Annotated in this window: 11 protein-coding genes; 7 read left to right on the forward strand and 4 right to left on the reverse strand. The window is 61.2% G+C overall.

Annotated elements, in window-relative coordinates; genetic code table 11:
• Positions 1–9: 9 nt before the first annotated feature.
• Together AAFM31_RS09060 and AAFM31_RS09065 are read right to left on the reverse strand one after the other, a co-directional pair.
• A complete protein-coding gene (locus tag AAFM31_RS09060) occupies positions 10–813 on the reverse strand; it encodes a mechanosensitive ion channel domain-containing protein (protein WP_341707593.1) in 804 nt (267 codons plus the stop codon).
• Positions 806–3,595, reverse strand: coding sequence for an ATP-binding protein (locus tag AAFM31_RS09065; protein ID WP_341707594.1), 2,790 nt, complete (start codon positions 3,593–3,595; stop codon positions 806–808). Before AAFM31_RS09065 ends, AAFM31_RS09060 begins: the two co-directional genes overlap by 8 nt.
• Positions 3,596–3,809: 214 nt before the next feature.
• On the opposite strand from AAFM31_RS09065, the gene AAFM31_RS09070 reads away from it, so the two are divergent.
• The 4 genes from AAFM31_RS09070 to AAFM31_RS09085 all read left to right on the forward strand — a co-directional run bounded on the left by AAFM31_RS09070 (position 3,810) and on the right by AAFM31_RS09085 (position 12,582).
• Entirely contained in the window at positions 3,810–4,793 is a 984-nt protein-coding gene (locus AAFM31_RS09070; protein WP_341707595.1) for a helix-turn-helix transcriptional regulator, read from the forward strand.
• A gap of 106 nt (positions 4,794–4,899) precedes the next feature.
• Entirely contained in the window at positions 4,900–6,561 is a 1,662-nt protein-coding gene (locus AAFM31_RS09075; protein WP_341707596.1) for a ShlB/FhaC/HecB family hemolysin secretion/activation protein, read from the forward strand.
• 60 nt (positions 6,562–6,621) lie between these two features.
• Complete coding sequence (locus AAFM31_RS09080; protein ID WP_341707597.1) at positions 6,622–11,064, forward strand: GLUG motif-containing protein; 4,443 nt, start codon at positions 6,622–6,624, stop codon at positions 11,062–11,064.
• A 237-nt stretch (positions 11,065–11,301) separates the two neighbouring features.
• Complete coding sequence (locus AAFM31_RS09085) at positions 11,302–12,582, forward strand: MgtC/SapB family protein (RefSeq protein ID WP_341707598.1); 1,281 nt, start codon at positions 11,302–11,304, stop codon at positions 12,580–12,582.
• Between the two features lie 172 nt (positions 12,583–12,754).
• Here AAFM31_RS09085 and guaA read toward each other — a convergent pair whose 3' ends face one another.
• Together guaA and guaB are read right to left on the reverse strand one after the other, a co-directional pair.
• Positions 12,755–14,332, reverse strand: a complete 1,578-nt coding sequence (gene guaA / locus AAFM31_RS09090) for a glutamine-hydrolyzing GMP synthase (protein WP_341707599.1) — start codon at positions 14,330–14,332, stop codon at positions 12,755–12,757.
• Positions 14,333–14,444: 112 nt separating this feature from the next.
• Positions 14,445–15,917 carry an IMP dehydrogenase gene (gene guaB, locus AAFM31_RS09095; RefSeq protein WP_341707600.1) on the reverse strand — a complete coding sequence of 491 codons (1,473 nt, stop codon included), beginning with the start codon at positions 15,915–15,917 and terminating at the stop codon, positions 14,445–14,447.
• 174 nt (positions 15,918–16,091) lie between these two features.
• On the opposite strand from guaB, the gene xseA reads away from it, so the two are divergent.
• From xseA to leuA, 3 genes are all read left to right on the forward strand, one after another.
• Positions 16,092–17,468: an exodeoxyribonuclease VII large subunit gene (gene xseA / locus AAFM31_RS09100; RefSeq protein WP_341707601.1), complete on the forward strand. Its 1,377-nt coding sequence runs from the start codon at positions 16,092–16,094 to the stop codon at positions 17,466–17,468.
• Positions 17,469–17,471: 3 nt separating this feature from the next.
• A complete protein-coding gene (locus AAFM31_RS09105; protein ID WP_341707602.1) occupies positions 17,472–18,314 on the forward strand; it encodes a peptidoglycan DD-metalloendopeptidase family protein in 843 nt (280 codons plus the stop codon).
• 214 nt (positions 18,315–18,528) lie between these two features.
• Positions 18,529–20,199 (forward strand): 2-isopropylmalate synthase, encoded by a 1,671-nt coding sequence (leuA, locus tag AAFM31_RS09110; RefSeq protein WP_341707603.1) that lies wholly within the window; start codon positions 18,529–18,531, stop codon positions 20,197–20,199.
• Positions 20,200–20,219 lie beyond the last annotated feature (20 nt).

Consider the following 20,219-nt stretch of genomic DNA (forward strand, 5'->3'; position numbering starts at 1 on the left):
GCAGCCAATTCAATGCCCGGGTCGGCGAACTCCCCGCTCACGGAAGAGCACGCTGGCACGGGTGGTGATATCGCTCTGGAAGGGCTTTTCGTAGGTCACATCGAGCACATAGGCCTTGGCGCGTAGGCGAATCGCCAGCCGCTCGGCAATCTGCACTTCCTCAATGGCAAAGGCAACCGGCTTCTTCAGGTAGGCAAAGCGACTGGTGACGATCACCTGACGGACGATGTCTTCGGCTTCCTTGATATCGGCATCCAGCGCCAAATGAAAGTCGGTCACCACCATCATGTCCATCGCCCCGAGGTTGCCGGAGGCAACAACGTCGGTAATAAAGCGCGAGTTGGGAATCGTGACGATGTTGTCGTCCAGCGTCTGCAGCCGCACCGTACGCAGGGTGATGGTGATGATCTCGCCATACACCCCGTCGAAGGTCACCCGGTCGCCAACGTGGAACGGCCGGTCAAACAGCAGGATCAGGCCGGACACCAGCGAAGCGGCGATGTCTTTCAACGCAAAGCCCATCGCCACGGCCGCCGAGCCGCCAATCGCCAGCAGAAACTCCTGCGGCGGCTGCAGCACCCCAACCACTACCCCAGCGCCGCCGAGAATGTAGAGGCTGAAACTCAGCAGGGTGCCCAATTGCATGATGGTGAAGCGCCGCGCGGGAAAGCGCGCCATCAACTTGACCATGCTGTAGCGCACGCACCAGTTCGCCAGCCACAGGGCAAACAGGCAGATCAGCAGCAATACCAGCTTGCCGGTGTCGAACATGTCGACGAAAGTCGTCAACTGGGAAGCAAGTTCGTTATTCATGCAACAGGTTCTTCCGTGCCAGCAACCGAGTGATCAGCGGATACCAGAGCGCTACCACGCGGTAGCGACGGTTGTTCGCCCGTTCGATAAAGCCCATGTCCTGACCGGTCTTGAGTGCGCGACGCACCACCCGCTCGGGCAGTGCAGTGGCGACAACCAGCTCGTCACTGCTCATGTTGTCGTGGATCAGGATGGCCGCGTAGACAAAGTAAAGATCGCTGTGCAGCGACTCCAGACCAGCCCCCGACACCTCCTCCGGCAGGCCAACCACCACGGTATCGCCGACCATCCGAATCGACTTGAGCCACAGCTGCAGGGCGAGGCGCGGATTGCCCAGGCAGGCATCCCAGAGCAGGCTGAAATACAGCTGCTCTGCATTGCGAATGCTGCCAGCCTCCGGCCCGCGGGTCGCCAGCAGGATGTTGTCGTAACGAATGCGGCAGCCGCTCAGATGATTGCGTGACAGCACCAGCGAACGCACATCGCTCTGCGACCAGCGCCGCGCCACCTTGATGCTGCGAAACTGGTAATCCCGGCCGTAGACGTTGCCCAGATACGCCCAGCTGTGGTTGCTGGTCAGCACCAGCCAGAACAGGTTTTCGACCCGGGCGTTGACCAGCCCCAGCAATGCTTCCCAAGCCGCCAGACCGCCCACCTGACGCAGGAACAGGTTCTGTGCATCGTCAATCACCACCAGCGTTTGTTTGCGGTCGGCATCCGAGCGCACCAGCGCCGACGGCCCCTCGGACAGATCGGTGCCCAGCGCCCAGCCGATCATATCCAGCAGGCCTTTAGCGGTCGTGACCTTGTCCTCGATCCGCAGCAAACACTGATTCAGCTCCGGCTGCTGGCTGGCCAGATCCTGACACAGGCGATGCAGAACCGTGGTCTTGCCCGCGCCATCGGGCCCGGTGAGCAACAGCGCATTATCGTTGGCCGAGTCCGCCAGCCATGGGTCGAGGCTCTTGCGCAACTGGGCATACAGCCCGGAATCGATAAACGGAACGCTGGTCGGGTCAGACTGGGTAAACCACTCGGCATAACTGCTCAGCGCCTTGGCGTCGGACACCACCTCTTCCTGTTCCGCCTCAACGGCAGCCACCCTCAGTTTGAAGCTGCGAGCGAATAACCGGCGGTACCAGTCATAGGCGAACAATGCCTTGTGCATAAAGCCAATCAACAACGCCAGCAGCAGCGGCGGCGCAGCGATAGGGGCAACCAGCATGAAGGTTTTTTGGCCGAGCAGCTGTTCAACAACCCGATCGCCAGCGGAGGGTAAAAACGACTTCAGTGCTTCAACGAAGTCCTCGCGTCGGCTGCGCAGCAGCAACCCCATCGCCAGCAACACGCCGACCACACTGGCTACCTGACCCCAGTCGAGCAAGCGTGACGGACCAATCCCGAGGGCGATGAAGTCACTGATCAGCATCGGCAATACGGCAACCGCTGATGCAATGCGCGCAGCCCGTTGCACCTGCCCCTGCTGCTCATCATTCAGATAACTGCCTGCCTGCTGGGCGGTGCGTTGCAGCAACCACTCGCCAGCCAGACACAGCAGCCCGTAGAGGATATACAGCCGTGCCAGCGGCAACAGGGTAATCAGCAGCGGCAAGCGAAGCTCAGCGAAGAAAGCGTGCAGCAGCCCAAGCCCCAGCAGACCTATCAGCCAGGGCAGCAACAACGGCACACTGGCGGTCACCCGACTGACCGGGCCAGCCAAGCGGCGGCCGCGACTCCAGCGCGCAAAGCGGCTTTGCAGACTGCCAGCCGGGGCTTTGGTGCGCCGCGCCACCCAGATCAAAAGCGCCGCAGCACCCAGGCCGATCAAATACTCGATCACCTTGATCCAGGCAGGTGTGCCGGCGCCCTCGGCACCGGGGTGGCGGTAACCGGTCCGAGTATCGGTGATCAACCAGTCGAGACGGGTGTTGAAGGCTCGCAGTTCGTCGAGTAGCAGACCATCGGTTGCTTCGCTGCCCACCTGTTCGGACGCCGGCTTGGCCGTATCCCAGAGAAAACCGCGGATATCGTTCATGGCGTTGCGCAACACCAGCGTATCCAGCCGGGCCAGACGAAACGCAAGCAGCACCTGCTCGGCCAACTCCTCAGGCAGCGCGTCCAGCGTTGCGCGCTCCGGCAGTGCTGCAGTAGGCCGGAATGCATTGGCTTCGCGCCACAACGCCAGCAGCGCAGCAATACGCTCCGGTTCAGGGTCAGCCTGCAGATGCTGGGACAGACTGAACAGTCCCCGGCGCAGGCTGCTGAGGTCTGCCAGCACACCACTCAGAGCCGCCTGCACCGCAGCCGCTTCAGGGCCGCCATGGGCGGTCAAGCCATCCTGCAGCTGATCTTCAAAGGAGAGCAAGCGCTCACGCGAGAGCCAGACCCGCACCAGCGGATCGCGGAGAGCGGACGGCTGCTCATCCCACGCTTGCTGCTGACGGATCAGCCTGGAACGTACCCGCTCATACTCGGTCAGCGCCGCCTGGTACTGATCAGCCAGCGTGTTGCACTCCAGCCCTTCCGGCCACTCACGAAGCACGCCGTCGCTGCCCGCTTCAAGCGCATCGGCCAGAGACAGGTCAGCGGGAAAATCATCGTTGTAGATAGAAGCGAAAACCGCACGGCGGGTGTTTAGGTCCTCAATCGCCGCCTCCAGCGAGGTCAGCACTTCGCGCTCGTCAACGCAGTCAGCCAGTTGCGCACCGGACGGTCTAGCATGCACCCACGAGGACGCCAGACAGAACATCAGCGTCAAACAGAAAAATCGAATAGCAGCCATCGTACCCCTGCACCCATCGCAACCACCGCCACAGCGGTGGGTTCCCTACCCCCTTTGGGGCGCCAGGCAGCCTTCAAGCACTCACGGCCGCGCTCAGATTATAGACACAGCAGGCAAGGCAGCGACGAATCAATGCCGCCAGCCCAACCATTTGACACCGCAATCAATTTACGGAACCCTCTTGGCTGCGTCTCAGGAAGAGGTCGGCACGCAAATGGCTTACATCACTTTTTCCACATCAAGCTATCCGGAAGCCGAGCGCCTGGAGGCCTCACTCGACATCTATGCGGCCATGGCCAATATCGACGTTTCGCTTCCACGGGGCAAAAGTCCCGATATCGAAACCCGCATCCGCCTGCTGCCTGGTGTATCAATAGCCCTTATCCAGTGCTCGCCACTCATTGTGAACCGGCGTTCCCGGCAGCTTCAGGACGGCAACGACGACTTTGCTCTACTGCTCAACCCCACCGGCAATGCCCCTTGGCGCTCAGAACTGGCCGGCGTTGGCGAGGTAGAGTGCAGCCCGGGCGCCGGCTGTTTCAGCTTCAACGACCGCCCCGGCACCATCGAGTTTCACGGCAGTCGCACCTACATGCTCAATATCTCCTTCTCTCGGGCCCTCCTTGGCCCGCTGGTAGGTGACCTCGAACGGGCGAGCAAAAAACCCCACTTGTCCCGAGAGACATTCGCCCATCTGGCCCGCTGTGCAATCGACCTGGTAAAAGAACCCGGCCTGAAAGGCACCGACATCCTCGCCGAAACCAACCGGCTGCTGGATCTGGCCGCGCTCTCGGTTGGTGCCCCGCGCGATATTGAAATCACCGCCCGGCATCGCGGCCTGAAACAGGCCCGCCTGCGTGCGGTCAAGGCAGACCTACGCGTCAGTGCCTGGCAGGGCGAGACCTCCCTGGGCTGGCTGGCCAAACGGCACGGCGTCTCGCCCGGTTACATTCGCGCCATGTTCGAACAGGAAGGCCAGAGCTTTACCGACTATGTCCTAGGGTTGCGGCTGGAGCGGGTGTTCCAGTGTCTGACCAGCGCCGCGCACGCCCACAAGAAGGTCGCTGACATTATCTACGACGCCGGTTTCAACAACCCCTCCTGGTTCTATCGTGCGTTCAAGCGGCGCTTTGACCTGACGCCCGGCGAAGTGCGTGAACTGGTCAGCACAGGACAGCCTGCCAGGGAGCCTCTCTAACGGCACCCAAAAGCGGTGTTGTGGCGCTGAGTGGAAGCCCCTGTATTAGCCCGTTGCTACCCTCCCCGGCTTCGAGAACCTCGCGAACCTAGGGAAGGAACACAACGTGAAGAAACTGGCCGCCGTATCGAGCCTGCAAACTGCTTGCCTGCTTTCATGCCTGGCAGCTTTACCACTGCAAGCCGCAGAAACCGCCGGTGGCGCCCTTCGCGACCTCGAAACCAGGCCGCTCGATCTGCCGCCCAAACCACCAGCAGACACGCCCACGCTGACGCCACCACCAGCCAGCGAGCAGGCCGCCGGTGGGCAGACCGTCAACATCCTTGGCTTTCGCTTCACGGGCAACACCGCCTTCAGTGATGACCAACTGGCCGCCCTGCTGCTCGACCTGTCCGGCCAAGCCCTCACCCTTGGGCAGCTGCAACAGGCCGCTGACCGGATTACCGCCTGGTATCGCCAGCACGACTGGCTGCTCGCCCGCGCCATCCTGCCCCCCCAGGAAATTGATGACGGCTACCTGACCATTCAAATCGTCGAAGGCAAATACGACCAGGTTCGGCTCAACAACCAGAGCGAGCTGCCTGACCGCCTGCTGCAAAACGCCACTCGCGGCCTGAGCGCCGGCGACGGCGTGCGCGCCGGCGCACTGGAAAACGCGCTGATGAGCCTCGATGCGCTGCCCGCCAGCCAGGTCAACTCGCGGCTGTCTCGCGGTGAGCAGGTCGGTACCAGCGCATTGGATATCGACGTAAACGACCTGCCAGCGCTGAGCGGGCAACTGTCGCTCGACAACTATGGCAACACCTACAACGGCGAATACCGACTGACCGGTGGCCTCACCGTCGCCAATCCCTTCGGGCTGGGTGACAGCTTGCAACTGCAGGCGCTGGTCTCCGACGGCGACCAAAAATACCTGAGCACCCAATACGAACTGCCAGTGGGCCCGTGGAACACCCGTGTCGGGTTTGGCCTGTCCTGGCTGGAATACGAACTGGGCAAGGACTTCGACAGCCTCAACGCCAAGGGCAAAGCCGCCACCGGCAGCCTGTTTGCCAGCCAGGACTGGTGGCAGCAACGCAGCTGGGGCGTATCCAGCCGCATCGAATGGCGCTACCGCGACCTGGAAGACGAGCAGCTTGGTGTCGCCAGCGAGAAAACCCTGCGCAGCGTCACCCTCGATCTGGTCAACGGCTACTGGCGTGACGACCTGCTAGGCGGCAGCGCCAACAGCTACCGCCTGAGCTGGACCCACGGCGAGCTGTCGCTGGACAGCCCCTACGCCGTCGCATCCGACTTTTACGGCACCGAAGGCCGCTACCACAAGGTCAACCTGGCCGTGCTGCGTCAGCAGCGTCTCAGCCCGCGCTTCACCCTGAACCTGAACCTGCGCGGCCAACTGGCCGACGGCAATCTGGATTCCGTCGAGAAGATGAGTCTGGGCGGCGCCTACGGCATCCGCGCCTTCCCGCAGGGCGAAGCCTCAGGTGATGAGGGCTGGCTGGCCAGTACCGAACTGCGCTACGCCCTGAACGGCCAATGGCAGCTGGGTGCTTTCCTGGAAGCCGGTGAAATCACCTACAACAAGGACCCGCTGCCTATCGGCGACCGCCATCGCAACCTCACCGGTGCCGGGGTTGCCGCCTATTGGCGACCGCATCACCAGTGGCAAATCAGCGCAATTGCTGCCACCTCGCTGGATGGCGAAGAAGCTGTCAGCGACGAACCGGAAGACGTTTACCTCTGGGGCCAAATCCAGTGGATGTTCTAGATCCGCAGCCTGCCAACACACGGTAAACAGCACGCACCAGCCGCCAGAAAGGAATCCACCATGACCACCACACGCCCCAACTTCGCCCCCACCGCTCTGGCCATCGCCATCAGCCTGAGCGCAGCCAACCTGCACGCCGCCGACCTGCCCACCGGCGGCAACATCGTCGGCGGTTCCGGCAGCATCAGCCAGAATGGTAACAACCTGAACGTGCAGCAGAACAGCGACAAGCTGATCACCAATTGGGACAGCTTCGACATTGGCGCGGGCCATACGGTCAACTTCTACCAGCCAGGCAGCAACTCGGTGGCGTTGAACCGGGTGATTGGCGAAGACGCCTCGGCGATCTACGGCAACCTCAATGCCAACGGCAAGGTGTTTCTGGTCAACCCCAACGGCGTGCTGTTTGGTCAGGGGGCGGCGGTCAATGTGGGGGCGTTGGTGGCCTCGACCCTCAGCCTCAGTGATGAAGACTTTAACGACGGCAATTACCAGTTCAGCGGCGATGGCAACAACGCTGCGGTCATCAACCGCGGCAGCATCACTGCCGACGGCGGCGCGGTCGCGCTGCTGGGTGGGCAGGTCAGCAACCACGGCATCATTCAGGCCAATCAGGGCACAGTAGCGCTGGCCGCCGGCGACAAGATCACCCTGGACTTTGCCGGTGACGGCCTGCTCAACGTGACCGTGGATGAAGGCACCCTGAATGCGCTGGCGGAGAACCACCAGCTGGTTCGCGCCAACGGCGGCCAAGTCATCATGACCGCCAACGCCACCAACGCGCTGCTGCAAACCGTGGTCAACAACACCGGGGTGATTGAAGCACAAACCCTGGACAACCAGAACGGCACCATCGTGCTCAAGGGTGGCTTTAATGGCGGCACGGTGAATGTGGCCGGCACACTGGATGCCTCAGCGCCAAACAGCGGCGACGGCGGTTTTATCGACACCTCTGGTGCCCACGTCAAGATTGCCGACGGCACTCGGGTTACCACCAAAGCCAACAACGGCACCACTGGCGAATGGCTGATCGACCCGACCGATTTTTACATTACCGACAGCATTGACCTTCCAACCGAAAGCAGCATTGGTGCCATAACCCTCAGCGACAATCTGGAATACAGCAATGTCACACTGGCCACCGCTGACGACGGCACCGAGCCCGGCGATATGTACGTCAACGGGGCAGTGAGCTGGAACGCCGACCACACCCTCAGCCTAAACGCCCACAACGACATTCATATCAACCAGGCCATCACCGCGACCAACGGCGGCCTGACCCTGAATGCCGGCGGCGCGATCAGCGCAGACGGCGCGGTCAACGTCGACACCTTTAATCTGCAAAGCGGCGCCTGGAGCCAGTTGGGCAGCACTCTTGCCGATTTCTCAGCCAGGGACTTCCGCCTCAATACGGCTAACGCCAGCTTCCTGCGCGCCAACGGTGGTGACGGCAGCGAAGGCAACGCCTACCGGATTTTTGATATCTACGGCCTGCAGGGCATGGCCTCACGCAGCCTGTTGAGCAGCCACTTCGCGCTGACCAACAATATCGACGCCAGCGGCACCGCCAACTGGAATGGCGGTGCGGGCTTTGTGCCTATTGGAGACGATGCCAATCACTTCAGCGGCAGCTTTGATGGCCAGGGCCATAGCATCAATGGCCTGACCATCAACCGCCCAGGTACCGATGACGTCGGCCTGTTTGGGGTGATCTCCGCTAGCCAGATCAGCAATATAGGGCTGACTAACGCCACCATTACTGGACAGCTCCGAGTAGGTGGACTGGTGGGTCAGGGGCTTAATAACAGCCGTATAAGCTACAGCTCGGTACAAGGCGATATTAGTGCTTATCTGAACGGTGGAGGGCTGACAGGAAACTTCGCCGGCACCATTGAGCACAGCCACAGTGCCGGCACCGTATATGCCACTGAGTTATCTGGCGGACTAGTGGCATATCTCTTCGGGCAGATCAGCGATAGCTACTCCACCGCCAGTGTGAAAGGCGACTTCGGGGGCGGGCTGGTCGGCATTATGCGTGGAGGGCAAATCAGTCGCAGCTATGCCTCCGGGCAGGTAACCCAAAGCCAATTAGGCCCAATCGGAGGACTAATAGGTAGTAGAGATAGTGGCACCATCACCAACAGCTACTGGAACACCGAAACCAGCGGCCAGGCCAGTGCGGTGGGCGGTGGCAGCTCCGCCGGCATCACCGGCCTCACCACCGCGCAGATGTTCGATGCCGCCAACTTTACCGGTTTTGACTTTGCTGGCACCTGGGCCAATGCCGACAATCAGACCACCCCCTACCTGCGCGCGCTGGCCGGCAACCGGGTGTTCAACAAAAACGACCTGCCCACCGGCACCATCGACGCCACCAACCACCCGGCGCTCTATACCGTGATCCAGAACGTCGAGCAGCTGCAGGCCATGCGCGACGACGTCACGGCCAACTACCTTCTCGGCAACCATATCGACGCCACCGCTACCGCCGGTTGGAATGGTGGCGCGGGGTTTGTGCCCGTTGGGGACGGAACTAAACGTTATACCGGCAGCTTTGACGGTCTGGGCTATAGCATCAACGACCTGACCATCGACCGCAGTGGTACGGACTTCGTTGGCTTGTTCGGCGCTACCGGCAGTGGCAGCGTGATCCGCGATATTGGGCTGATAGGCGGCAACGTCTTCGGCCGTAACCATGTCGGCGGGCTGGTCGGAGTCAGCTCAGGCATCATTAGCAACGCCTATGCCACCGGCAGCGTTGAGGGCAGTGATAACTACATCGGCGGGCTGGTCGGATACAACACTGGAACCATCAGCAACGCCTATGCCACTGGCAGCATTAAGGGTAGTGATAACTACGTCGGCGGGCTGGTCGGACACAACGCTGGAACCATCAGCAACGCCTATGCCACCGGCAAAGTTGAGGGCAGTGGAAGAGTCGGCGGGCTGGTTGGATACAGTTCTGACAGCAGCACCATCACCAACAGCTACTGGAACACCAACACAAGCGGCCAGGCCGACGCGGTGGGTGAAGGCAGCAGCTCAGGCGCCACCGGCCTCACCACCGCACAAATGCTACAAGCCGACAGCTTCGCTGGCTGGGATATTGATGCGCAGGGCGGCACGGGTACGGTCTGGCGTATCTACGAAGGGTATACCGCCCCGCTGCTGCGGCACTTTTTGACCGCCCTTGAGGTGACCGGCGAAAACAGCACCACCACCTATAACGGCACGGAACAGGGCGGCAGTTGGGACGCCGCTGGTGAGTACGATGCTGATCGCATTTTCGGTCAGCCCATCGGCGGCAAAAACGCCGGCACCTACGCTCTCGACATGAGCGGTCTGCACTCCGATCAGCAAGGCTACGACCTGATCACCACGGGTGGCGGCACCCTGACCATCAACAAAGCCCAGGCCACCGTTACCGCCAACAGCGGCTCCACCACCTACAACGGCACTGAACAAAGCGTCAGTGGCTTTACTGTCGACGGCTTGGTTAACGGCGAAGATGCCAGTGTGCTCACCGGCGTCACCACCAGCGGTGGTAAAGGCACTAATGCCGGCAACTACGCATTGACCGCCAGCGGCAGCGATGGCAACTATGAGCTGAGCTTTGTCGACGGCAAACTGACCATCAACAAAGCCCAAGCCACCGTCACCGCCAATAGCGGCACTACTACCTACAACGGTACCGAGCAGAGTGTCAGCGGTTTTACCGTAGATGGGTTGGTTAACGGCGAAGATGCCAGCGTGCTGACTGGCGTGACCACCAACGGTGGCAAGGGTACTAACGCCGGCAGCTACAAGCTGACCGCCAGCGGCACCGACGGCAACTACGAGCTGAGCTTTGTCAACGGCACCCTGACCATCGAACGCAAGGCCATCACCGGCAACATCACTGCCGACGGCAAGACCTACGATGGCAGCACCTTCGCCAACACCCACGGCACCCTGGACGGCGTAATCAGCGGCGATGATCTGCAGTTCAACACCACCGGCGCCTTTGCTAACAGGCACGTCGGCACCGGCAAGCAGGTCACCGTCAGCGGCTCACTCGGTGGCGGTGATGCGGGCAACTATGTGCTCACCACCAACAGCAGCACCACGGCCAACATCGACCGCAAGACCATCACCGCCAACATCCGCGCCCTAGACAAGCTGTTCGACGGCTCGCTCGCGGCAACCCTCGAAGGCGTATTGAACGGCACCATCAGCGGTGACGACGTTGCGCTGCAGCTCAGCGGTTTGTTCGCCAGCCTCAAGCCGGGCGAGAACCGCGTTCTGGTGGATGCGTCACTGACCGGTGCTGACGCGGGCAACTACCAACTGGTCGCCCCGGATTCGGTAACCGCCAACATGCAGGGCTTTGTTCAGAGCGAAGACTACCAATCGGCCAATGTGAGTCAGCCGCCTGAATCACGCCAGTTGAGTGCACCGGGTGACGCTGGCTACGTGCTCGACATTGATGATGACGCCCTGCGCCTGACAGCCTCTGGACAGTAAACGGCATGGGTATCGACCCGCTGTGGGCCGATACCCGGAGCGTTTGCTGCAGCGCAACCACCGTGCAGCCACCGTGAATTAGCGCTTTTTTGCGCCCGTTACGATCACCGCCAGTCAACCCAGGCCCCTGCACAGCCCATGGGCAGCAGTAACCGCTCCTCGGTAGTTGCCAGCGACAGAAAGGATTAGTCTGTCGCTAAACAGAGGCGATGGCGACAGGGTGAGATGAACGGAATCGTGAACGATTTTCTGCTGAGCAATCAGCAGGCTCTGAACTTGGGCGTAGCCCTGCTGCTGGGAGCAGTGATCGGCATTCAACGGGGCTGGCAGGCCCGCAACAGAAAGGCCGGCGAGCGCATTGCTGGCGTTCGCACCTTTGCCCTGGTCGGCCTGTTTGGGGGCATCAGCGCCCTGCTGGCAGAGGAAATAACCATCTGGTTGCTGCCGGCAGCGATGCTGTCACTGACTGCCATTACGCTGGTGGCCTTCAGTCATCAGGCACGTCAGCAAAACACCTTCAGCATCACCAACCTGATTTGCCTGCTGCTGACTTTCAGTTACGGCGCAGTCACGATTGCCATTTCACCCGCACTCGCGGCGGCCGCCGCCGTCATCACCGCGATTATTCTCGACAATCGGGAGGAGATTCACAGCCTGCTGCACCGTCTGCAGGAAAAAGAGCTGGATGCCGGCCTGAAACTGCTGCTGATTACCGTGGTCATGTTGCCACTGCTGCCCAACAGGGGCTTCGGACCCGGCGACGTCCTCAATCCCTACAACATCTGGATTATGGTGGTGCTGATCGCCATGATCTCCTTCATCGGCTACTTTGCCGTCCGTGTTGTAGGGACTGCCAAAGGTATCCTGTTCACCAGCCTGTTTGCCGGGCTCAGCTCGTCCACCGCACTGACATTGCACTATGCCAAGGCATCGCGTTCGGCCGATGAGCTGAGCCCACAGCTGGCTGCGGGCATTCTCATTGCCTGTGGCACCATGTTCCCGCGCATTTTGGTGTACTGCACATTGCTGAATCAGGCACTGCTGCCCGTGCTGCTAGGGCCGGTACTGATCACCGTGCTGTTTATCTATGCCCCCGCCCTGCTGCTCTGGTATCAGCATCGGGACACGCTCACCACAGAGCAGCCCACACTTAACAAGAACCCGCTGGATCTCAGCTCGGCACTGATGTTCGGCGCGCTGCTGGCGGCGATTCTGCTGCTGGCGGAGCTGCTCACGCAATGGCTGGGCAACAAGGGTGTGCTGATGTTGTCGGTGGTATCGGGCCTTGTGGATGTGGATGCAATCACCCTGGCCATTACCCGCTTGTCTCTGGAGTCACTGGACCAGGAGACCGCGGTCATCGCCATCCTGCTGGCGGCCCTCAGCAACAGCCTGATCAAGGCAGCTATGGCACTGGTATTCGGCACCCGCAGCCTGGGGCTGAGAGTCGCCATTCCCATGATTATTGCCGTCGGCGCAGGGGTACTGGCCGCCTGGCTGCAGGCAGCCATGAGCTGAAGCGGCGAACTGACAGCGGTCTTGTCGGGCAAGGCCCGCTCAACTTGCTGAAGGTGCGGCGTTCTGCACGACTAAAAGAAAACCCCTGACTGCAATAACAATCAAGGGTTTGCTCTACAGACTCATATACAGGCCATTATCTAAATTTAAACAATGGCTTACATATAAAGACTTACTCCCACTCGATGGTCGCCGGCGGCTTGCTCGATACGTCGTAGGTGACGCGGGAGATACCTTCGATTTCGTTGATGATGCGGTTGGAGACCTTCTCCAGCAGCTCATACGGCAGGTGCGCCCAGCGAGCAGTCATGAAGTCGATGGTTTCTACCGCACGCAGGGCAACCACCCAGGCGTAGCGACGGCCATCACCGACCACGCCAACCGACTTGACCGGCTGGAACACGACGAACGCCTGGCTGGTCTTGTGGTACCAGTCGAAGTTGTGCAGTTCCTGAATGAAGATATGATCCGCCAGACGCAGCAGGTCGGCGTATTCTTTCTTCACTTCACCGAGGATACGCACACCCAGACCCGGACCCGGGAACGGGTGACGGTAGACCATGTCGTAGGGCAGGCCGAGTTCCAGACCAATCTTGCGCACCTCGTCCTTGAACAGTTCGCGCAGCGGCTCGACCAGTTCAAAGGCCATGTCGTCCGGCAGACCGCCGACGTTGTGGTGCGACTTGATCACGTGAGCCTTACCGGTCTTGGCGCCAGCCGACTCGATCACGTCCGGATAGATGGTGCCTTGGGCGAGGAATTTCACGTCCTGCAGCTTGGTCGCTTCGGTGTCGAACACTTCAATGAAGGTGCGGCCGATGATCTTGCGCTTCTCTTCCGGATCGGCAACACCAGCCAGACGGCCAAGGAACAGGTCTTCGGCATCAACACGGATGACCTTGACGCCCATGTTCTCGGCGAACATGGCCATGACCTGATCCCCTTCCTGATGACGCAGCAGACCGTTGTCGACGAAGACGCAGGTAAGTTGATCGCCAATGGCCTTGTGCAGCAGCGCAGCGACGACAGAGGAATCGACACCACCAGACAGGCCCAGCAGTACCTTGGAGTCGCCTACCTGTGCACGCACGGTGGCAATGGCGTCTTCCACGATATTGGCCGGCGTCCACAGCGCTTCACAACCGCAGATGTCGAGTACGAAGCGCGACAGGATACGACCGCCCTGCTTGGTGTGGGTCACTTCCGGGTGGAACTGCACGCCGTAGTAGCCGCGCTCGTCGTCAGCCATCGCCGCGATCGGGCAGCTGGGTGTGCTGGCCAGCACGTGGAAGCCTTCCGGAATCGCAGTGACCTTGTCGCCATGGCTCATCCAGACATCGAGGCCCAGTACGCCGTCAGCGTCGACGTGATCCTCAATGCCATCGAGCAGGCGGGCCTTGCCGACAACATCGACACGGGCGTAGCCAAACTCGCGAACGTCAGAACCTTCAACCTTGCCGCCCAGCTGCTCGGACATGGTCTGCATGCCGTAGCAGATGCCAAACAGTGGCACGTTCAGGTCGAATACCGCCTGCGGCGCGCGCGGGCTGTCGGCGGCGTGCACGGACTCCGGGCCACCGGCCAGGATGATGCCGCGCGGAGCGAAGGCGTTGATGTCCTCGGCACTCATGTCCCAAGGGTGGATCTCGCAGTAAACGCCAATCTCACGTACCCGACGGGCGATGAGCTGGGTGTACTGAGAACCGAAGTCCAGAATCAGGATGCGATGAGCGTGAATATCGTGGGACATGAGCTTTCCTTGGGAAAGTGCTTGAAGCTGAAAGCCGGAAGCAGGAAGCGGGCTGTCGAAGTTACCCTCGAATCGCCCGCTTCCTGCTTCCGGCACCTGTCAAATAAGTCGATCAACCGACCCGGTAGTTCGGCGCTTCCTTGGTGATCTGCACGTCGTGTACGTGCGACTCACTCATGCCGGCGCCAGTAATACGAACGAACTCGGGCTGGGTACGCATCTCATCGATGGAGCTGGAACCGGTATACCCCATGGAGGCACGCAGGCCGCCCATCAACTGGTGGATGATCGCCGACAGCGCGCCCTTATACGGTACGCGGCCTTCGATCCCCTCAGGAACCAGTTTCTCGGCACCAGCGGCAGAGTCCTGGAAGTAACGGTCAGCGGAACCACCACCGGCGTTAGCCATCGCGCCCAGCGAACCCATGCCACGGTAGGCCTTGTAGGAACGACCCTGGAACAGCTCGACTTCGCCCGGCGCTTCTTCGGTACCGGCGAACATGGAGCCCATCATCACAACAGATGCGCCAGCAGCGATGGCCTTGGCCAGATCGCCAGAGAAGCGAATACCGCCGTCCGCGATCAGCGGGACACCAGTGCCTTCCAGCGCGGCGGCCACATCGGCAATGGCAGAAATTTGCGGCACACCAACACCGGCAACGATACGGGTAGTACAGATGGAGCCCGGGCCAATACCGACCTTGACGGCATCGGCGCCGGCGTCAGCCAGTGCCTTGGCAGCAGCGCCGGTAGCGATGTTGCCCCCGATCACCTGAATATCCGGGAAGTTCTGTTTGACCCAGCTGACGCGGTCAATCACGCCCTTGGAGTGGCCGTGTGCGGTATCAACGATGATCACGTCAACGCCAGCAGCGGCCAGTGCTTCAACGCGTGCCGGGGTTTCCGGGCCGGTACCCACAGCGGCGCCAACCAGCAGCCGGCCTTGATCGTCTTTAGCAGCGTTCGGATAGGCACGGGCCTTTTCGATGTCCTTGACGGTCATCATGCCCTGCAGGCGGAAGGCATCATCAACGATCAGCACTTTCTCGATGCGATGAATGTGCAGCAGCTGACGCACTTCGGAGGCGGCGACGCCTTCCTTGACGGTCACCAGCTTTTCCTTCGGCGTCATCACGTCGCTGACCAGCGCATTCATGCGGGTTTCGAAACGAATGTCGCGGGCGGTAACAATACCGACCAGATCGCCGTTGGACAGCACCGGCACACCGGAGATGTTGTTCTGATGGGTCAGCTCGATCAGCTCGGCAACGGTAGCGCTGGCGTCGATGGTGATCGGGTCACGGACAACACCGGACTCGAACTTCTTGACCTTGCGTACTTCGGCGGCCTGCTGCTCGACGGTCATGTTCTTGTGGATGATGCCCATGCCACCTTCCTGCGCCATGGCGATTGCCAGACGGGCTTCGGTGACGGTGTCCATGGCAGCGGACAGCAGCGGGATGTTCAGTTCGATACGACGGGTCAGACGGGTCTTGAGACTCACGTCCTTGGGCAGGACCTCGGAGTATCCGGGCACCAGGAGAACGTCATCAAAGGTAAGTGCTTCTTGGCGAATACGCAGCATAGCAGGCTCCCGAGCGGGAAAAATGGAAGCGCGACATTATACCTATCACCCCCGCCACACTCAATTGGCTTTAGTGTTCTAAATGGCAGAAGAATACAAGGGACGCAGCGGCCACGGCGAATGGGTTAGCAGGTAGTTGAAAACGTAGGCGAAGCAGCCTGCTAGAATGCGCCCATGAATGATGACCTCCTGTTTCAAAAGCTGACCGCCGAGCCCGATGTGCTTAGCGTCAGCCAACTTAATGCCCGCGCCAGACAGCTGCTGGAAGACGTGTTCCCGCGCATCTGGGTCGAAGGCGAGCTGTCCAACCTGTCGCGCCCCAGCTCCGGCCACATGTACTTCACTTTGAAGGATGACCGCGCGCAGATTCGCTGCGCACTGTTTCGCCAGAATGCCGCCCGGGTACGACTGGCCATGCGCGACGGGCAGCAAATCCGCGCACGTGGCCGGGTCAGCCTGTATGAGGGACGCGGCGATTACCAGCTGATCGTCGACAGCGTCGAGGCGGCCGGTGACGGCGCGCTGCGTCAGGCGTTCGATGCATTGAAGGCCAAACTGCAGGCCGAGGGCCTGTTCGACAGCGAGCGCAAACGCCCCCTGCCCGCCCATCCTACCCGGATCGGCGTCATCACCTCACCGAGCGGTGCGGCAGTACGAGACATCATCAGTGTATTCGGCCGCCGAGCGCCGTTCATCGAGCTGGTCATCGTGCCCGCCGCAGTCCAGGGCCGCGAGGCGGCACCGCAGCTGGTCAAGGCGCTGGAGCGGGCTGACCGTGCCGGCTTTGACGCCATTATCCTCAGCCGCGGCGGCGGCTCGCTGGAGGATCTCTGGCCGTTCAACGAGGAAAGCGTCGCGCGCGCCCTCGCCGCCTGCCAAACGCCAACCATCAGCGCGGTCGGGCATGAAACCGACTTCTCCATCAGCGACTTTGTTGCCGATGTGCGCGCTCCTACCCCGTCCGCCGCAGCAGAGCTGCTCAGTCCGGATCGACTGGCCCTGCTGCGGCAGATCGAGCAACTGCAGCGTCGACTGCAGCAACGCCTCAACGAACGTTTGAGCCGAGCGCGCCTGCAACTCGATGGCCTGCGCCGCCGCCTGCGTCATCCGGGCGAGCGTCTGGCCCAACAGGCTCAGCGGCTGGACGAGCTGGAAATGCGCCTGCGCCGTGCCGTCGACAATCGGCTGCGCCAGCGTGCCGATCGCCTGCACCACATGCAGACGCGCCTCAACACCCAGCATCCGGGCCGTCGCCTGCAGCGCCTGCACGAGCAGTGGCAGCAATTGGATCAGCGCCTGCCACGCGCCATGCAGCAACAGCTCAAGCTACAACACACGCGCCTGCAGCAGCAGGTGCAGGCACTGCATCTGGTCAGCCCGCTGGCAACCCTCGGTCGCGGCTACAGCATCCTGCTCGACCAGCAGGGCAAGGCCATTCGCAGTGCCGGGGACACCCGCCCCGGCCAGCGCCTAAACGCCCGCCTGCACGACGGCACCCTCGCGGTAGAAGTCATAAAAGACGAACCCCATACCCTCTCGCTGCTGGACTGATCCATGCCTGGAAATCGATTGCGCCGCCCGCTGGCGGCACTGCTTCTCGCCGCCCTCAGCCTGCCCGCGCTGGCCGACGGATTTATCACCCGCCTGCTCAACAAACCGGTGCCCGGCGGCGTTGCCGTCGTGGCGCTGCCCGAGCAGGCCGAGGCGCCACGGGCAACCTTTCAGGGCAAACCGCTGCTGACCATCCGCGAGGATGGCCAGCGCTGGATCGCCATCGTTGGACTGGGCCTGGATGTCACCACCGGTACGCAGCACATCGAGCTGGCAGACGGTCGCCAACTGGCATTCAATGTCGGCCCACGTGAATACGCCCAGCAGCACATCACCCTGAAGAACCGCAGCCAGGTCAATCCGGATCCGGCGCAACTGGCGCGTATTGAGCGTGAACTGAAAGAGCAGACCGATGCCTACGCGCATTTCAGCCCGCGCCAACCCAGTAACCTGCTATTTGATCGCCCGGTGCAGGGTCGCCAATCGAGCCCCTTCGGCGTGCGCCGCTTCTTTAATGGCGAGGAACGTAACCCCCACTCCGGCCTCGACTTCGCCGCCAGCACCGGTACGCCGATCAAGGCACCCGCTGCCGGCCAGGTCATTCTGCTAGGTGACTACTTCTTCAACGGCAAAACCGTCTTCGTCGACCATGGGCAGGGACTGATCAGCATGTTCTGTCACCTGTCCGCCATTGATGTCGACTTGGGGCAGGAAGTTGCCCGCGGCGGGGTACTCGGCAAGGTCGGCTCGACCGGCCGCGCCACCGGCCCTCACCTGCACTGGAACGTCAGCCTCAATGGCAGCCGGGTGGATCCGGCGATCTTTATCGGCACCTATCAACCTTGATGGCGCCCTGAAACAGCCGCGCAAACATCTGGCAGAATTCGCACCGCAGCGACAATAAAAACCAACATTTATTGCTCACGAAGTGATTTCTGCCAATTTTTTTCAAGTTGTTGCAACCAAAAACCCAAGACATTACCTTCTACTGCAACGAACTCTTATCTGTTACTGCCTTTGGCCTTCACGAGAGGCCAACCAGCCCAGGGAAACCCAGACCATGAGCATGCTCAAAGACCCGTCCAGCAAGTACCGCGCGTTCCAGCCGATCGACATTCCCGACCGCCAGTGGCCCAGCCGCACCATCACTGAAGTTCCGGTCTGGTGCAGTTCCGACCTGCGTGACGGTAACCAGTCACTGATCGAACCGATGGATCCGGCGCGCAAGCTGCGCTTCTTCAAGACGCTGGTCGCCGTGGGTCTGAAGCAGATCGAAGTCGCCTTCCCGTCAGCGTCGCAGACCGATTTCGACTTCGTACGCACCCTGATTGAAGATGGCCACATTCCGGATGACGTCACCATTCAGGTACTCACCCAGGCTCGCGCCGACCTGATCGAGCGCACCTTTGAGTCCGTTCGCGGCGCCAAGAAGGTCATCATTCACGTCTACAACGCGACCGCACCTAGCTTCCGCCGCATCGTCTTCAAACAGGACAAGCAAGGCGTTACCGATATCGCCGTCAACGCCGCGAAGCTGATCAAACAGCTGGCCGCCAAGCAACCGGACACCCAGTGGACCTTCCAGTACTCGCCGGAAATCTTCACCTCCACCGAGCTGGAGTTCGCCGTTCAAGTCTGCGACGCCGTGCTGGATGTCTGGGAGCCAACGCCCGATAACAAGGTGATCCTCAACCTGCCGGCCACCGTCGAGGTGTCTACCCCGAACATCTACGCCGACCAGATTGAATGGTTCTGCCGTCATATCAGCCGCCGCGACAGCGTGCTGGTCAGCCTGCACACCCACAACGACCGTGGCACTGGTGTTGCAGCCACCGAACTGGGCCTGATGGCCGGCGCCGACCGCGTCGAGGGCTGCCTGTTTGGCAACGGCGAACGTACCGGCAACGTGGATCTGGTCAACGTGGCACTGAACATGTACACCCAGGGTCTGCACCCGGGTCTGGACTTCTCCGACATCGATGCTGTGCGCAAGGTCGTCGAAGAGTGCAACCAGTTGCCAGTCCACCCGCGCCACCCGTACGTGGGCGACCTGGTGCACACTGCGTTCTCCGGCTCGCACCAGGATGCAATTCGCAAAGGCTTTGCCCAGCAGGATCCGAACGGCATCTGGGAAGTCCCCTACCTGCCGATCGATCCGGCCGACATCGGCCGCAGCTATGAAGCGGTTATTCGCGTCAACAGCCAGTCCGGCAAGGGCGGTATCACCTATCTGCTGGAACAGGAATACGGCATCAGCCTGCCGCGCCGCATGCAGATCGAGTTCAGCCAGGTGGTTCAGGGTGAGACCGATCGTCTGGGTCTGGAGCTGACTGCAGCGCAGATTCACGGCTTGCTGGAGAAGGAATACCTGCAAGCGACCAGCCCCTATGCGCTGATCCGTCACCGTCTGCAGGAAGAAAACGGCACCAGCGCCGTCGACGTTGAAGTGCTCAATCAGGGCAATACCCTGCATTGGCGCGGCTTGGGCAAAGGCCCACTGGAAGCACTGGTTGCCGGTTTGCCGGTTGCCGTGGAGATCATGGACTACTCTGAGCATGCCATCGGCTCCGGCACCAACGCCAAAGCCGCAGCCTATGTAGAGGTCCGTATGGATGGTGGTCGGCCGGTACACGGCCTTGGAATCGACGAGAACCTGACCACTGCCAGCTTCCGCGCCCTGTTCAGCGCGCTCAACCGCGCACTGCGTCAGGCCGAAGCACAAGCAGCCTAAGCCGGAAAGTCCGCAGGGCA

It is taken from the genome of Halopseudomonas sp. (assembly GCF_038130085.1).
GTDB lineage: Bacteria > Pseudomonadota > Gammaproteobacteria > Pseudomonadales > Pseudomonadaceae > Halopseudomonas.

Excerpts from the sequence above, each read along its gene's own strand:
- AAFM31_RS09070 (WP_341707595.1), top strand. The coding sequence starts at position 3,810 with ATGGCTTACATCACTTTTTCCACATCAAGCTATCCGGAAGCCGAGCGC.
- guaA (WP_341707599.1), bottom strand. The coding sequence starts at position 14,332 with ATGTCCCACGATATTCACGCTCATCGCATCCTGATTCTGGACTTCGGT.
- xseA (WP_341707601.1), top strand. The coding sequence starts at position 16,092 with ATGAATGATGACCTCCTGTTTCAAAAGCTGACCGCCGAGCCCGATGTG.
- AAFM31_RS09060 (WP_341707593.1), bottom strand. The coding sequence starts at position 813 with ATGAATAACGAACTTGCTTCCCAGTTGACGACTTTCGTCGACATGTTC.
- guaB (WP_341707600.1), bottom strand. The coding sequence starts at position 15,917 with ATGCTGCGTATTCGCCAAGAAGCACTTACCTTTGATGACGTTCTCCTG.
- AAFM31_RS09105 (WP_341707602.1), top strand. The coding sequence starts at position 17,472 with ATGCCTGGAAATCGATTGCGCCGCCCGCTGGCGGCACTGCTTCTCGCC.
- leuA (WP_341707603.1), top strand. The coding sequence starts at position 18,529 with ATGAGCATGCTCAAAGACCCGTCCAGCAAGTACCGCGCGTTCCAGCCG.
- AAFM31_RS09080 (WP_341707597.1), top strand. The coding sequence starts at position 6,622 with ATGACCACCACACGCCCCAACTTCGCCCCCACCGCTCTGGCCATCGCC.
- AAFM31_RS09065 (WP_341707594.1), bottom strand. The coding sequence starts at position 3,595 with ATGGCTGCTATTCGATTTTTCTGTTTGACGCTGATGTTCTGTCTGGCG.